11 protein-coding genes are annotated in these 14,384 nt (G+C 73.8%); 9 read left to right on the top strand and 2 right to left on the bottom strand.

What is annotated here, in order from left to right:
- Positions 1–235: 235 nt before the first annotated feature.
- The 6 genes from WME76_RS09765 to WME76_RS09790 all read left to right on the top strand — a co-directional run bounded on the left by WME76_RS09765 (position 236) and on the right by WME76_RS09790 (position 9,792).
- A complete protein-coding gene (locus WME76_RS09765) occupies positions 236–1,129 on the top strand; it encodes a hypothetical protein (RefSeq protein ID WP_437959886.1) in 894 nt (297 codons plus the stop codon).
- Between the two features lie 338 nt (positions 1,130–1,467).
- Positions 1,468–2,001 carry an LEA type 2 family protein gene (locus WME76_RS09770; protein ID WP_433935869.1) on the top strand — a complete coding sequence of 178 codons (534 nt, stop codon included), beginning with the start codon at positions 1,468–1,470 and terminating at the stop codon, positions 1,999–2,001.
- Between the two features lie 775 nt (positions 2,002–2,776).
- Entirely contained in the window at positions 2,777–3,742 is a 966-nt protein-coding gene (locus WME76_RS09775; protein WP_437290550.1) for a sigma-54 interaction domain-containing protein, read from the top strand.
- Between the two features lies 1 nt (position 3,743).
- Positions 3,744–4,895: an HlyD family secretion protein gene (locus WME76_RS09780; protein ID WP_437959887.1), complete on the top strand. Its 1,152-nt coding sequence runs from the start codon at positions 3,744–3,746 to the stop codon at positions 4,893–4,895.
- The gene (locus WME76_RS09785) at positions 4,892–7,660 is read left to right on the top strand and encodes an ATP-binding cassette domain-containing protein (protein WP_437959888.1); all 2,769 of its coding nucleotides are present in this window, start codon (positions 4,892–4,894) and stop codon (positions 7,658–7,660) included. Before WME76_RS09780 ends, WME76_RS09785 begins: the two co-directional genes overlap by 4 nt.
- Positions 7,657–9,792: an ATP-binding cassette domain-containing protein gene (locus WME76_RS09790; protein ID WP_437959889.1), complete on the top strand. Its 2,136-nt coding sequence runs from the start codon at positions 7,657–7,659 to the stop codon at positions 9,790–9,792. Before WME76_RS09785 ends, WME76_RS09790 begins: the two co-directional genes overlap by 4 nt.
- Before the next feature lie 350 nt (positions 9,793–10,142).
- Here WME76_RS09790 and WME76_RS09795 read toward each other — a convergent pair whose 3' ends face one another.
- Positions 10,143–10,301 carry a hypothetical protein gene (locus tag WME76_RS09795; protein ID WP_437959890.1) on the bottom strand — a complete coding sequence of 53 codons (159 nt, stop codon included), beginning with the start codon at positions 10,299–10,301 and terminating at the stop codon, positions 10,143–10,145.
- Positions 10,302–10,550: 249 nt separating this feature from the next.
- On the opposite strand from WME76_RS09795, the gene WME76_RS09800 reads away from it, so the two are divergent.
- From WME76_RS09800 to WME76_RS09810, 3 genes are read left to right on the top strand one after another with little or no spacing between them, the layout of a single operon-like run.
- Positions 10,551–11,207 carry a hypothetical protein gene (locus WME76_RS09800; RefSeq protein WP_437959891.1) on the top strand — a complete coding sequence of 219 codons (657 nt, stop codon included), beginning with the start codon at positions 10,551–10,553 and terminating at the stop codon, positions 11,205–11,207.
- The gene (locus WME76_RS09805) at positions 11,204–12,253 is read left to right on the top strand and encodes a hypothetical protein (protein WP_437959892.1); all 1,050 of its coding nucleotides are present in this window, start codon (positions 11,204–11,206) and stop codon (positions 12,251–12,253) included. Before WME76_RS09800 ends, WME76_RS09805 begins: the two co-directional genes overlap by 4 nt.
- Positions 12,254–12,256: 3 nt before the next feature.
- Positions 12,257–12,922, top strand: coding sequence for a glycine-rich domain-containing protein (locus WME76_RS09810; RefSeq protein ID WP_437959893.1), 666 nt, complete (start codon positions 12,257–12,259; stop codon positions 12,920–12,922).
- Positions 12,923–12,939: 17 nt separating this feature from the next.
- Here WME76_RS09810 and WME76_RS09815 read toward each other — a convergent pair whose 3' ends face one another.
- Positions 12,940–14,352: an RICIN domain-containing protein gene (locus WME76_RS09815; RefSeq protein ID WP_437959894.1), complete on the bottom strand. Its 1,413-nt coding sequence runs from the start codon at positions 14,350–14,352 to the stop codon at positions 12,940–12,942.
- Between the last annotated feature and the right edge of the window lie 32 nt (positions 14,353–14,384).

Here is a 14,384-nt window from a genome sequence, read left to right on the forward strand (position 1 = left end):
TCGCATACCCGTGCTCGCTCGGCCCGTCGACGCCGCGTTGCCGCGCATGGCCAGACGTCTGGCTGTGCGTGGCCAGACGTCTGGCCACGGCGCGACAGGGAATGGCGGCGGGCGATGTGTCGAATTTCAAACGGATCAGACAGCGCGCGCGTAAGCGATCGTGCGGTGTCCGTAGCGCGGTCGAAGCGTGCTATTTCTTCATCTCTTCTGCGCCGCGTGTCAGGTTGCGCCTGCCATGCGAAACCGATTCGATCGGCTGGCAAAGGACGTCGCGCAAGAGGGGCTCACGACGACCGGCAAGGTCGTGACCAACGCGGAGGTCGCCGGGGAGACGCAGCACGCGGACGTGTGGTACGAGCCCGACCCGGCGCGCGCGTCGGAGCGGGAGCGCCTCGGGCTGCTCGGCCGCCTCGCGGAAACGGCGTGCACCATCGAGGCGTACAGCGACACGCCGAGCACCGAGGAGGCGCGCGCGTGCGTGGAGAAGCACCTGGCGGTGTGGCGAGACCGCGCAGCCAGGGACCGCGCGGCGGAAGCCCTGTTCCTGTGGATGCTGTCGACCGGCCGTCCGGCGGCCGTGCTCGACGGCCTGTGCACCGCGCGGATGCCCGGCTGGCCCGGGGGCGTGTACGAGGGGCCCGGCCTGCTGCGCACGGCGCTGGTCGTGCTGAGCGAGCTGCCGCGCGAGCGCTCGACCCTGCTGATCCGGCTGATGGGCGGAGGGCGCGTGTTGCGCGAGGCGATCGAGGATTTCCGGCGGCTGCCGCTGGATGCGCCGGAGCGCGCCATCGGGCTGGGTCCTCTGCCACGCTGCCGGGCGGCGATCGCCGAGGTCGGGCCGGCGACGCCGGAGGAAGAGGAGATCGTGATGACCACGCAGGAGCTCGTCGAGCAGTTCATCGAGCAAGGACGCAAGCAGGGGCTGGCGCAGGGGATGGCACAGATGGCCCGGGCGACGATCGAGCTGTACGAGGCCCGGTTCGGCCCGATGCCTACAGCGCTGCGCTCCGACGTGGAAGCCATGCACGACCTGCCGACGCTCCACGCCTGGCTGCTGCTCGCCGGCACCGGGACGCGCGAGGAGGTGCACGACGCCGTTGCCGCCGGCACTGCCGGGGGGTCGTCCTGATCCTCGACTGACCCGTGCTCGCTGAGCGCTGTGGGCGCCACGTTGCCGCGCGTGGTCAGACGTCTGGCTGTGCGTGGCCAGACGTCTGGCCACGGTGTGATCCGGCACTCGGCGGCAGCGATGCACCGAGTTCCAAACGCATCGGCCCGAGCGCGCGTAAGCGCTGATTACGATGTTCGCCCCGCGGCCGGGGCGCTCTCCTCTCACGCCGCCGGGCGCTCGTCCTGATCTCCGCCTGCCGACGCCGGGAAGCGCGCCGCTGGCCGCCGCGCTCGCCCCGCCCGCCGCCCGCGGCGCTGCGAGGTGACGGGGCGGCCGGGCGCGGGTAAGCTCTCGCCGTGCCGAGCCCCCGGAAGACCACCCCCCTGCGCCGCCTGCCCGCGATCGCGCTCGTCGCGCTGACCGCGATCGCCGGCGCCGCCTGCGTCACCAAGCCGACGATGCAGCTCGACCACGCCGAGATCACCGGGATCCGCATCGGCTTCCCGCCGAGCCTCGGCGTCCTCATGACCGTGGTCGTCAACGTCCACAACCCGAACTCGTACGACGTCGCGGTGCGCGCCGTCCGCGGTCAGGTCATGCTCGCCGGCCGCTACACGATGCCCGTCGACTTCCGCGCCGACGGCGAGGGCGTCTGGCTCCCCTCCGACCGCACGACCCAGGTCCGCGTCCCGGTCAGCATCCCCGTCGACCTGGGTTTCCAGCTCCTGCGCGAGTCGTTCTCCTCTCAGGTCATCCCGTACCGCTTCAGCGGCCGCGCGGACGTCACGGCGACGCGCACGTTCCGGCTCGAAGCAGACGACTACTCGGTCGACGACCACGGCGTCATCTTCCGCCATCAGATCGAGGCCGCCCTCGGCGTCATGCGATGAGCGTGAACCGCGACGCGCGCCGCAGCCCCTGACCCCCGGCGACGCGCGCCGCAGCCCCTGACCCCAGGCGTCCCGCGGCCTCGGATGGTGGCGGCCGGCGCCGTCAGGTGGAGGCCGCCGCCATCAGGTGGAGGCTCGAGCCTCCAGGCCCCTCGATGACCGCGCGACGCGCGGCCGCCGCCGGGGACATCTCACGCGAGCCACGCTCACCTCGGCGGCGCCGCGCCGCGCCACCCCACGGCGTCCGAGCGGCGGCGCGACCGCGGCCCGTCCGCGCCCCGGAGCGACGTCCTCCGGAGCAGCGCGGGTCGCGCGGCTTTGCGACAGGTTGCGCAGGTCCTGCATGATCCGCCGTACGGCCCCGACCCGACGCGCCCGCGGGCTCCCCGGCGCCCAGCGCGCGCCAGCGGGCCGAGGCGTTGGCCACCGACTTGCTTGAGATCGCCGATCGTTGATCGCTCCTGCCCTCGGCCACGGCCGCGAGGCTCGAACGCCGCGCGCGCCACGCGCGACGGCGCACAAGGCACTTCGCAGCAACGGACGAGGACCGGCAGCGCGCGCGGGGGCACGTGCGGAGTCGTCCGGAGGGCGGTCGACTGCGCGCGATCCGTCGGGGCCGGCGCCTCCCGTCGAAGCCATGTGTGTCTGTCAGCGGATGAGAAGAGAGATCGATATCTGAGAGTTCCGTCGTGCCCCGGAGAGGCGCGGTCGTACGGCGCTGGCCGCGACGGAACATGACCTGAATCACGCGCCTTCGTCGTGATGGAGAGCGTTCATGATGGATGACTGTCATAGCGGGTTTCTCGCGCTCGATCCGGAGATGCGTCGCCTCCGCGAGGCGCTCGAGACCGTGGCCCCGACGCCGCTGCCGGTCCTGATCCTCGGCGAGACGGGGACCGGGAAAGAGGTCGTGGCGGAGTGGATCGCCGGCATGTCGCGGCACGCGCGCGATCGCTTCGTGAAGGTCAACTGCGCGAGCCTCTCGGAGACGCTCGTCGAGAGCGAGCTCTTCGGGCACGAGCGGGGCGCGTTCACCGGGGCGGTGGCGCCGCGCGAAGGGCTGTTCGAGGCGGCCCACGAGGGCACCCTGTTCCTCGACGAGGTCGGGGAGCTGTCCCCGCGCACGCAGGCGAAGCTGCTCCGCACGCTGGAGTACGGCGAGATCGTCCGCGTGGGGAGCACGCGCCCGCGGCGCGTGGACGTGCGCGTGATCGCGGCGACCCACCGCGATCTCGAGCAGATGGTGGCCGAGGGAGAGTTCCGGCAGGACCTCTACTTCCGCCTCAACGCGGTCACGCTGCGGATCCCGCCGCTCCGGGCCCGCACGTGCGAGATCCTCCCGCTCGCGGAGCTGTTCGCGGCGCGCCTGTCGCGCAGGCTCGAGCGCCCGGCGCCGCGGCTCACGCCCGCGGCGACCTCCGCGCTCCTCGCGCACCCCTGGCCGGGGAACATCCGGGAGCTGCGCCACGTGATCGAGCGCGCCGTGGTCATGGCCAAGGGAGGGCCGATCCAGGCGGACCACCTGATGCTCGTCGCGCCGCGCGCGCAGGCCGACGCCGGGATCCGGGGCGACGTGCGGTCGTTCGAGCGCGACCGCATCCTCGCCGCGCTCGACAGGACCAGCCACAACCAGACGCGCGCCGCGGAGCTGCTCGGCGTGTCGCGGCGCACCCTCACCAACAAGCTCAACGCGTACGGCATCGCGCGACCCCGCAAGAAGGTCGCGCTGGAGGAGTGCTGACGTGGCCTCGCCGTTCCTCCGCACCATGCGGTCGCTCGAGATCGAGCGCGGGCCGAGGACCTGGATCCGCCTCGCGGTGATCCTCGCCGTGCTCGGCGCCTGGGCGGCCTGGATGCACGCGGCGCGCGTATCCGTGTACGCGACGACCGCGAAGGCGCGCCTGGAGGTCAGCCGGATGGCCCACCGCGTGGCCGCCGCGGAGCCCGGGCGCGTGTCGGTCGTGCGGGTGGAGCTCGGCCGCCACGTCGAGCAGGGCGAGGTGCTCGTCGAGCTGGACGCCGCGGTCGAGGAGAAGCGCCTCGAGGAGGAGCGCACCAAGGTGGCCGTGCTCGCGCCGAAGCTCGAGGCGCTGCGGCGCCAGATCGCGGTCGAGGACGAGGTGCGCGCGTGGCAGGAGAAGCTCTCCGACGCGTCGATCGCCCGCGCCAGGATCGACCTGCGCCAGCGCGACCTCTCGGCCGCGCAGGGCGAGGAGCTCCGCGCCATCTCCGAGAAGCTGCACCGCGAGCAGCTCGCCTCGACGGCCGATCACCTCCAGGCGAAGACCCGCGCCGCCGACGAGCTGCTCAAGGCCGAGGGGGCGCGCGCCGATCTCCACCGGCTCTCGGTGGCGCGGCGCCACGACGAGCGGCAAACGGCGGCGCACCTCGCCGAGCTCGAGCGATCGCTGGGCGACCTCGCGGCCGAGCAGCGGGCGGCCGAGGCGGCGGTGCACACGGCGCTCGCGCAGATCGAGCGGCGCAAGATCCGCGCGCCCATCGCGGGCAAGCTCGGGAACATCGCCGCGCTCCAGGTGGGCGACGTCCTCCAGGCGGGCGACGTCGTGGCGACCGTCGTCCCGGGGGAGGACGTGCACGCGGTCGCGCTCTTCGCGCCGTCCGACGCGGTCGGGCGCGTCGTCCCCGGCCAGAGGGCGCGCATGCGCCTCGACGGGTTCGCGTGGACGCAGTTCGGCATGCTCGAGGGGGAGGTCTCCCACGTGGCGAGCGAGCCGTTCGACGGCGCGATCCGCGTCGAGCTCGCCGTGCGGCCGGACAGCGCGGCGTCGATCCCGGTGCAGCACGGCATGCCGGGGACGACCGAGGTCGAGGTGGAGCGCGTGTCCCCCTGGACGCTGCTGCTGCGCGCCGTCGCGCCGGGAGGCCCGCGATGAAGCGCGCGTTCCTCGTCCCCGAGGTGCTGCAGACGTCGCTCATGGACTGCGGGCCGGCCGCGCTCAAGGCCGTGCTCCAGGGGTTCGGGATCGACGTCCACTACGAGTGGCTCCGCGACCGCTGTCAGACGGACGTCGACGGGACGTCGATCGACGCGCTCGCCGCGCTCGGGCAGGAGCTCGGGCTCGAGACCGCCGAGATGGTGGTCCCCCACGACAGCTTCCTCCTGCCCGAGGCCGACTGCCTGCCGGCGATCGTGGTCAAGCGCGGCGCGGGCGACTCGCTCCACTTCGTCGTCGTCTGGCGCAGGCTCGGGCCGTTCGTGCAGATCCTCGACCCCGGCAGCGGGCGGCGCTGGGTGCGCTGCGAGCGGTTCATGGAGGACATGCCGCACTTCCCGATCCCGATCTCGATCGAGAGGTGGCGGCGGTGGGTGTCGTCCGAGGACTCGCTCGGGCCGCTCCGCGCGAAGCTCCGCGCGCTGGGCGCGCAGGGGGAGGCGCTCATCGGCCGGGCGGACGCCGACCCGGGGTGGCGGTCGTTCGCGGCGCTCGACGCGGCCGTGCGGATGGCGGCGCGCCTGGTGCGCGGCGGCGCGATCTCGCGCGGCGCCGAGGCGCAGCGCGTGCTTGAGGGCGTCGTCGACCGCGCGCTCGCCGGCGAGCCGGGCGCCATCCCGAAGGGGTTCTTCTGGGCGACCGAGGGCAAGGCGCCGGGCAAGCTCCTCGTGCACGGCGCCGTCATCGTCCACTTCGCCGCGCGCGGCGAGGCCGGCGCGCGCGCTGCCAGCGCTGCCGCGTCGCTGGAGCGCCCGGCGACGCCGCCCCCGCCGAGCTACCGCGGCAGCGCGATGCCCTCCGTCGCGCCCGCGGAGCAGGCGCCGCGCGCGGTCGCGACCGCGGTGCTCCCGGCCCCCGTCCGCCGGGAGCTCGAGCTGCCGTCGCCGTCGCCGTCCCGCCTCTTCTTCTGGATGCTGCGCGCCGACGCGGGCCGCGCGCTCGCGCTCGTCGGCGTGGCGCTCGCGGCCAGCGCGGCGATCGCCGCGATCGACGTCGTCGTCCTGCGCGGGCTGTTCGACGCGGTGAAGCACATCACGGTCGAGTACCAGCGCGCGCTCGGGCTGCTCGCGCTGGTCGCCTTCGCCGCGGGGGGCCTCCTGCTCGAGCTCTTCGTGGCCCACGCCGTCTCGCGCCTCGGGCGCGCCCTCGAGGTGCGCTTCCGCGCGGCCTTCCTGGAGAAGCTGCCGCGGCTCGAGGACCGCTACCTGCGCAGCCGGCCGACCTCGGACATGACCGCGCGCGGCCACGCGATGCACCTGATGCGCGAGGCGCCGGCGCTCTTCTCGCGCATCGCGCGCGCGGCGCTGTCGTTCGCGGCGACGCTCCTCGGCGTGCTCTGGCTCTACCCGGGCGGGGCGTGGCTCTCGCTCGTCGCGGCGGCGGTCGCGCTCGCGGCGCCGTACCTCGCGCGGCGGCCGCTCGTCGAGAGCCTCATGCGCCTGCGGACGCACGCCGCGTCGCTCGAGCGGTTCTACCTGGACGCGCTGCTCGGCGTGGTGCCGATCCGCGTCCACGGCGCGGAGCGGGCGGTGCGGCGCGAGCACGAGGCGCTCCTCGTCGAGTGGGCGCGGACCGGCCGGCTCGTGCACGCGCAGTCCACCGCGATGCAGGCCGTCCAGGGGCTCGCGAGCACCGCGGTCGCGGTCGCGATCGTCGGGGGCTACGTCGCCGCGGGCGGCCCCCCGGCGGCGCTGCTCCTGCTCGTGTTCTGGTCGCTGCGCCTGCCCGTGGTGGCGCAGGAGCTCGTCGCCGCGCTGCTCGGCTGGAAGAACGTGCGCAACGCGTCGGTGCGCCTCTTCGCGCCGCTCGCGGCGCCGGAGATCGACCTCCCGCGCGCCCCCGTCGAGGACGCCGCGCCGGGCGGCGCGGGCGGCGCGTGCGGCGCGTGCGGCGCGGGCGGTGCGTCGATCGACCTGCGGGGCGTCAGCGTGCAGGCCGGGGGGCACACGCTCCTGTCCGACGTCTCGCTGAGCCTCCCGGCCGGGGCGCACGTCGCGATCGTGGGCAGCTCCGGGGCGGGGAAGTCGTCGCTGCTGTCGCTGCTCCTCGGGTGGCTCCGGGCGTCGCGGGGCGAGGTCTTGGTCGACGGGCGGCCCTTCGACGGCGCGGCGCTCGCGCGCCTCCGCCGCGGGACGGCGTGGGTCGACCCGGCCATCCAGCTCTGGAACCGCACGCTCCTCGAGAACATCACGTTCGGCCACGCCGGCGACGCGCTCGCGCGCGTGCCGCGCTCGATGGGCCAGGCCGAGCTCACCGACGTGCTCGAGGGCCTGCCCGACGGGCTGCAGGCGGCGATCGGCGAGGGCGGCGCGAGGCTGTCCGGGGGCCAGGGGCAGCGCGTGCGCCTCGCGCGGGCGCTGATGAAGGCCGACGCGCGCCTCGTGCTCCTCGACGAGCCGTTCCGGGGGCTGGAGCGCGAGCGGCGCCGGGCGCTCCTCGCCCGCGCGCGCGAGCACTGGCGGGGCGCGACGCTGGTCTTCGTGAGCCACGACGTGATGGACACGATCGGCTTCGATCGCGTGCTCGTGATCGAGGGCGGCAAGGTGGTGGAGGACGGCGCGCCGCGCGAGCTCCTCGACGACGCGCGGAGCCGCTACCGCGCGCTCGCGGACGCGGACGCGCGCGCGCGGGATGAGGTCTGGTCGAAGGGGCGCTTCCGGAGCGCGACGATGGAGGGCGGCCGGCTCATCGTGGAGGCTGTATGAAGGCGGAAGACGCCGGGGCGAAGGCGGACGACACCGAGCGCGCGGCGGCGCTGGCCGCTGTCGCGTGGGAGCCCTCGGCGCTCGGGCACGCGATGAGCGCGCTCACGGCCGCGTGCGGGCTCGCGAGCGGCGCGGCGCCGTCGCCCGGCGCGCCGCCGGACGGCGACCCCACCGCGTGGATCGAGGCCTACGCGGGCTGCATGGGCGTCGAGGCGGAGGCGGTCGAGAGCAGCTTCGCGGATCTGCCGCGCGCGATCGCGTCGCTCGGCCCCTCGATCGTCCGCGTCGAGCAGGGCTACCTCGCGGTGATGTCCGCGGGCCGGCGGGGCCTCTCGGTCCTGACGCCGGCGCTCACGCCGGCGCGGATCCCGCTGGAGACCGTGCGCCGGGCGCTCTCCGCCCACCTCGAGGACCGCCCCGCGTCGCACGTGGACAAGTGGCTCGCGGCCGCGCGCATCCCCCCGCGGCGCGCGGCGCGGGCGCGCGCCGAACTCCTCGCGCAGCTCGTCGCGGATCGCCCGATCAGCGGCATGTGGCTGCTCCGCCCCGACCCCGGGTCGAGCTTCCGGCGCCTCCTCGCGCTCCGCGGCGTGCTGCGCCGGGGCGCGGTCTTCCTCGCCGCGGCCACGGCGCAGATCGCGCTCGGCGTGCTCGCCTGGTGGCTGATCGGCGCGGGCGCGCTCGACGGCGCGGTGGAGCCGGGGTGGCTCTTCGCGTGGGTGCTGCTGTCGCTGTCGGCGATCTTCGTGCAGCTCTTCGCCTCCTGGGCGGGGGGGCTGCTCACGATCGACGTGGCCGCGCTCCTCAAGCAGCGCCTGCTCTGCGGCGCGCTCCGCCTGGATCCGGCCGCGATCCGGACGCGCGGCTCGGGCGAGCTCCTCGCGATGGTGTCCGAGTCCGAGGCGGTCGAGACGGCGGGGCTCGGCGGCGCGCTCGGGGCGGTCGTCGGGCTCGTGCAGCTCGCGAGCGCGGCGGCGGTGCTGTCCGCCGGCGCCGGCGGCGGCCTCCACGTCGCGCTGCTCGTCGGGTGGGCGCTCGCCGTGGCGCTGCTCGCCCGCCGCTTCGCCCGGCGGCGGGCGGCGTGGACGCGCGAGCGGTTCGCGATCACGAGCGGCTTCGTGGAGAACGTCGTCGGGCACCGGACGCGCGTCGCGCAGGAGGCCCCGCACCTGCACCACGTGGAGGAGGACGCGGTGCTCGAGCGCTACCACGCGGCCTCGCGCGCGATGGACCGGGTGGGCGATCTCCTCTCGTCGCTGCCGGCGCGCGGGTGGCTCGCGCTCGGGCTGCTCGGCCTCGTCCCCGCGGTCCTCGGCGGGGTGAGCGTCGGCCCGCTGGTGGTCGCGACGGGCGGCATCCTCCAGGCGCAGGCGGCGTTCGCGGCGCTGGCGACGAGCCTCGGCGCGCTCCTCTCCGCGGCCGTCTCGTGGCGGTCGATCGCGCGGCTCTTCACGGCGGCCGCCGAGCGCGAGCCCCCGGGGATCCCGCAGGCGGTGCTCGGGCGCCCCGCGACGTCGGACGTGATCCTGGAGGCGCGGGGCGTCACGTTCCGGTATTCCGGCGAGCGCGGCGAGCCGGTCCTGCGCGACTGCGGCCTGGTCCTGTCGAAGGGCGATCGGCTGCTGCTCGAGGGGCGCTCGGGCGGCGGCAAGTCGACGCTCGCGGCGGTGCTCAGCGGCCTCCACGCGCCGGCGTCGGGCCTCGTGCTCCTCCGCGGCCTCGATCGGCGGACGCTGGGCGGCGCGGCGTGGCGCAGCCGCGTCGCGAGCGCGCCGCAGTTCCACGACAACCACGTGCTGTCGGGGACGCTGGCGTTCAACCTGCTCATGGGGCGCGCGTGGCCCGCGTCGCCCGAGGACCGGCGGGAGGCGGAGCTCGTCTGCCGCAAGCTCGGCCTCGGGCCGCTGCTCGATCGGATGCCCTCGGGGCTCGATCAGGTCGTGGGGGAGACGGGGTGGCAGCTCTCGCATGGCGAGCGGAGCCGGCTGTTCCTCGCGCGCGCGCTGTTGCAGCGCTCGGACGTGGTGATCCTCGACGAGAGCTTCGGCGCGCTCGATCCGCTCACCGCCCGCGCGTGCGTGGACGCCGTGCTCGAGCGGGCCCCCGCGCTCGTGGTCATCGCGCACCCCTGAGGCACCAGCGCAGGTTCGCCCGGGCGGGAGAGCAGGTTCGCCCGGGTAGAAGAAGGTTTACCCGGGCGGGTAAGAGCAGGCTCGCCCCCGGCCGACAAACGACGAGAGGCCCGCGTCGCGTGGAGCAACGTGGGCAGGGAGCCGAGCACATCGATCGAGGGAGAGATGGATTGTCAAGGCGCCAAGACGCCAAGGACGCCGAGACAGTGTCCTGTCCTCGGAGTCCTTGACGCCTTGGTGGCTCGAAGCGCTGCTCTTCTCGAGGGCTTTTCAGCCTGCGGTCGCTCAGCGCCTGCGCGTGGCCGGGATCCGAGGCCGCGTGCCGCGGCCCCGGAACCTCGGCGGGAAGCTCACTTGTGCACGCCGCAGCACCCGGGCGGGCAAGTGCAAACCGGGAAGGCGCCGGCCTGGAGCTCCGTGGGGACCTCCACGGTCAGGCGCGCCGGGCGCTCCTCGAGCTTCTCCTGCTTGTTCTCGACCTCGACCTCAACCTTGTTCTGCTCGTTCATGTTGATTGCTCCGTGATGATGGGCTGGTTGATTCCATCGACGCGCTCGACGGCGCGCGACGAGGGATATTGCAGCCGCCGTTCCATCGCGATTTCGGCGCGAGATCGGGGGCCGTTGAGCAGCTCCCTTCCCAATTGGTGAAACGCGTCGGGAATCAAGGTTCCCGAGCGCCACGCCGGGGCGGCTCGGTGAGGCCTTCCGCGCGACCTCTCACGGACACGGCACGCCGCTCGCAAGAGCTGCTCTTCGATGGAACCCTCGATCATCCCCGATCTCTTGTCGTTCCGTGCCCCCTGGCTCGAAGAGAAGCTCGTCAAGGAGCGAATGGTCGCATCTCGCGAGGAGGCCGCGCTGCTCTTCGACGAGGTCAAGAAATACCTCTTCCTCGTCGAGGCCGACGCGGAGGCGCAGATCCCCATGTTCTCGCGGAGGCTCGACGAGATCTGGCATCAGCTCATCCTCTTCACCGAGGAATACGAGTCCTTCGGCCGGCGCTTCTTCGGTGAGCTCGTCCACCACGCCGCGAACACCGCCCCGCGCGCGCAGCTCGACCGGCGCCCCGCGCTGCGCTTCGAGCAGTTCCGTGCCCGGTACGAGCCGCTGTTCGGGCCCATCTCGGACGCCTGGCGGGACGAGCTCGCCGTGACGCCCGACACGCGCGTCATCCGGGTCAAGTTCGGCCGCCCGATCTTCGTGCGCGTCGAGCAGGACCACGCCGAGCTCGTGTGGTCGCTGGAGCCGCCGCGCGTCCTCCTGCGCGTCGACGCGTGGGCCAGGGACGCGCTGCAGTTCCTCGTCGACTGCGATCACTTCTATGTCCGCGAGCTCCCCGGCCTCGGGGACGCCGAGCGCGTGGCGCTCTGCCGTCCGCTCGTGAAGGGCGAAATCCTCCGGATCGCACCATGAGGCTCGCCGCGCTCACAGACCTCCTCGGGCAGCTCGACTTCCCGTTTCCCGGCGACCGCCGGCGGCCCCCGCGCGACCACGTCCGCGCGCTCGAGGGCGCCCTGCGCGCCGGGCTCTCGGACGATGAGCTCCCGCTGGAGCTCCTCGCGCTCGAGATTGAGCGCCGGGACGGCGCGCCGGACCTCGCGCCGTTCCACGTCGTCCCCGAGCTCGGCGTGCGCGTCGCGTTCGCGTACTGGCGCCCGGGGCGCGCGGCGGGCCCTCACGAGCACTCGGACTGGACGGTCACGGCGGTCTTCCATAACGCGCTCGACGTCGCGACCTTCGACTGGGACGCGACGGCGCGCGCGCGGCGGCTCGTGCCAAAGCGCCTGTTCTCGGCGGAGGCCGGGCGCGTCGGCCACATCCACGGGCCGTGCATCCACGATCCGCGGAACCCGACCCCGCGGTGGTCCATCTCGCTGCACCTGTTCGGGCCGCACGACGGCCCCGTGATCGAGGAGCAGGTGGGCCCCATCGAGGGGCTGAGCTCCCCGGCGCCGCGGGCCGCCGAGCCAGCGCCGCAGGCCGGGCCAGCGCCGCAGGCTGAGGAAGACGCGCTGTCGTCGGCGCTCGCCGCGCACGAGCGGGAGTGCGTGCGCCGGGCGCAGATCGACGCCCTCGCGCGGCGGGGCACACCGGCCGCCGCGCTGCTCGCGCGCCTCCACGCCCGCGGCGACGCCGGGACCCGGCGGCGCGCCGCCCGCGCGCTCGGCCGGGCCGAGGACCTCGACGCGCGCACCGTCCTCGCGCGCCGGTGGCCCGGCGTGGACCTCGAGGTCGCGTCGAGCGCGGGCCGCGCCGAGCTCCTCGCGCGCTGCGGCGAGCGCGCGCAGCCCCTGCTCCGCGTGGAGGCGTGGGCCGCGCCCGCGCTCCGCGCCCTCGCGTCCGCCGTCGAGCTCCGCCCCCGCGACATCCCCGGTCTCGCCGAGGCGGAGCAGCTCGCGCTCGCCCGCGCGCTCGTCGACTGGGGGACGTTTCAGCCCCTCGAAGCCCAGGAGAACTGACCCATGGAACCCATGCAGACGGAACCGTCCACGTCGAGCGCCCGCCGACGGCCCGATCCCTTCGCCTACCGGGCGCCCTTCGTGATCGACAAGCTGCTCATGAACAAGACCGTGGCCACCGAGCGCGAGGCAGAGGCGCTGTTCCGGGAGCTCGCGCGCTATCTATGGCTCGTCGAGTCCGACCGCACCCGCGCCTATCCGATGTTCTCGCTGCGCGTCGACGAGGCCTGGCACCAGTTCGTCCTCTTCACCATCGAGTACGCCGACTTCTGCGAGCGCTTCTTCGGTCGCTTCCTGCACCACGCGCCGAGCAACGCGCCGGCCACGCACGCGGCCCGCGAGGCGACGTGGGATGAGTTCGCGGCCGCGTACAGGGCCCTTTACGGCGAGCCGCCGCCCGAGGTGTGGAACGACGCGGCCTCCGTCTGCGGCCCGCGGCGCGTGATCCGGGATCGCGAGGTGTCGGTCCGGCTGAGGGAAGGCAAGGCGGAGCTCGTCGACGGCGACGCGGTGCTCGTCCGCGTCGACGCCCGGGGTGAGGCCGCGCTGCGCTTCATCGCCCGACACGGCATCTTCTACGTGCGCGAGCTCCCCGGGCTCGATCTGGAGGACCGGATCGCCCTGTGCCGGGCGCTCGTCGCGTCGCGGACGCTCCGCGTCGCGCCGTAGCCTCGATCAGGCGCAGATCAGGGGCAGAAGGTAACCTCGAAGCTCGTCTCCGACGAGCAGGCGTGGAGGCCGGCGGCGTCGTCGTAAGCGTAGCTGTACGCCGTGGGACACATCTCGTGCATCCGGCGCACGTAGTCCGTGTGCTCCACGCTCCGCGGGTCCGCGGTGTCACGGCACGCGTCCGACGTCATGCAGGCGTTGGCGGCCGTGCACTGGCCCGTGGCCGGATCGATGGGCGTCGGGCAGCAGAGGTGGAGCCCGGGATCGGCGCTCTCCGGCTGGCCCAGTCCCCAGGGCGCCGGGTAATTCCATTTCTTGCAGGGCGCCATGCAGGCGATCACGTTGCCGTTCCTGTCGCGCACCCGGAGATCCTGGTGCGCGTATGCGGGGAACTGGCCGTTGCCGAGATCCTCATCGCCGGGGCACTGCTCCAGCGACAGCCCGGAGCAGTCCGAGGTGATACAGCTCCCCTGTTCGGCGCCGACGCCCTTGGGCACGACCTTGAAGGGCAGGGTGTAGCCGTCCACCTGGCTGAGGTTGTACCAGGTCTGGGCCGCGCCCCCCTTGGCCGCGAAGGTGGCCTCGAACTTCGACTCGAAGGGCGGCTGGCAGCCGCCGGCCGGGCAGGGGGCGACGCTGTCGCCCGTGGTGCAGTTATACCCGCTCTCGTCGCAGCCGGTCTTCGGCCAGAAGCGCGTCGCGCTGATGCCGCCTTCGGGCACGTTGTACGTGTACGCGGCCCCCCGGGTGAGCTTGACGTTCTGCGGGCCCTCCACGTTGGTGGAGTGGGCGACCCAGATGGGCGCCGCGCAGTTGTTGATGATCTTCAGCGTGCGGGCGCCGCCGGGCGAGGAACCGCCGCTCACCTTGTCGAGGGTCCAGCGCTGGTTGGTGGTGCCCTGGTAGGGGTACTGGAGGATGTCCGTCCCGTCGGCGGCGCGGCCCCACGCCAGGTCGACCACCTGATCGGAGTGGCGCGCGTGGATGCTGAACTGGTCGCCCCCGCGGTTGACGAGCTTCCACTGCTGGTTGGCGCCGCCGACATAACTCCATTGATGGATGACCGCGTTCGGCGCGGTGCTCACGTCGCGCACGTCGAGGGCCTTGTTGCTGCTCACGTTGACGATCTTCCAGTAGCCGTCGCTGGTCGGGGAGATGCGGAACCTCTGCGCGTTGGTCCCGTTGCAGGTCCACTGCTGCATCCGCGTCCCGTCGGCGGCGCTGGACGAGGGCACGTCGAGGCACTTGTTGGTGGCGACCGAGCGGATGACGTACTCCCCCTCGGTGATGCTCGAGACGATGACCGCATCCGAGTCGTCGACGCTGACCTCGGTCGACGCCATCTCGTCCTCGGCGATCAGACACCCCCCCAGCAGCAGGGTCCACCCGAGCGCCAGCGACAGACCACCCAGGGCAACTTTGCGAGCCATGATCTCCTCCTCGTCGTTGCGGTGCCCCCTCC

The sequence above is a fragment of the Sorangium sp. So ce119 genome, assembly GCF_051524405.1.
Classification (GTDB): Bacteria; Myxococcota_A; Polyangia; order Polyangiales; family Polyangiaceae; genus Sorangium; species Sorangium cellulosum_G.

What these genes read in the sequence shown, in the direction of transcription:
- WME76_RS09795 (WP_437959890.1), bottom strand. Translation starts at nt 10,301, where the DNA reads ATGAACGAGCAGAACAAGGTTGAGGTCGAGGTCGAGAACAAGCAGGAG.
- WME76_RS09805 (WP_437959892.1), top strand. Translation starts at nt 11,204, where the DNA reads ATGAGGCTCGCCGCGCTCACAGACCTCCTCGGGCAGCTCGACTTCCCG.
- WME76_RS09775 (WP_437290550.1), top strand. Translation starts at nt 2,777, where the DNA reads ATGATGGATGACTGTCATAGCGGGTTTCTCGCGCTCGATCCGGAGATG.
- WME76_RS09785 (WP_437959888.1), top strand. Translation starts at nt 4,892, where the DNA reads ATGAAGCGCGCGTTCCTCGTCCCCGAGGTGCTGCAGACGTCGCTCATG.
- WME76_RS09810 (WP_437959893.1), top strand. Translation starts at nt 12,257, where the DNA reads ATGGAACCCATGCAGACGGAACCGTCCACGTCGAGCGCCCGCCGACGG.
- WME76_RS09815 (WP_437959894.1), bottom strand. Translation starts at nt 14,352, where the DNA reads ATGGCTCGCAAAGTTGCCCTGGGTGGTCTGTCGCTGGCGCTCGGGTGG.
- WME76_RS09790 (WP_437959889.1), top strand. Translation starts at nt 7,657, where the DNA reads ATGAAGGCGGAAGACGCCGGGGCGAAGGCGGACGACACCGAGCGCGCG.
- WME76_RS09765 (WP_437959886.1), top strand. Translation starts at nt 236, where the DNA reads ATGCGAAACCGATTCGATCGGCTGGCAAAGGACGTCGCGCAAGAGGGG.
- WME76_RS09800 (WP_437959891.1), top strand. Translation starts at nt 10,551, where the DNA reads ATGGAACCCTCGATCATCCCCGATCTCTTGTCGTTCCGTGCCCCCTGG.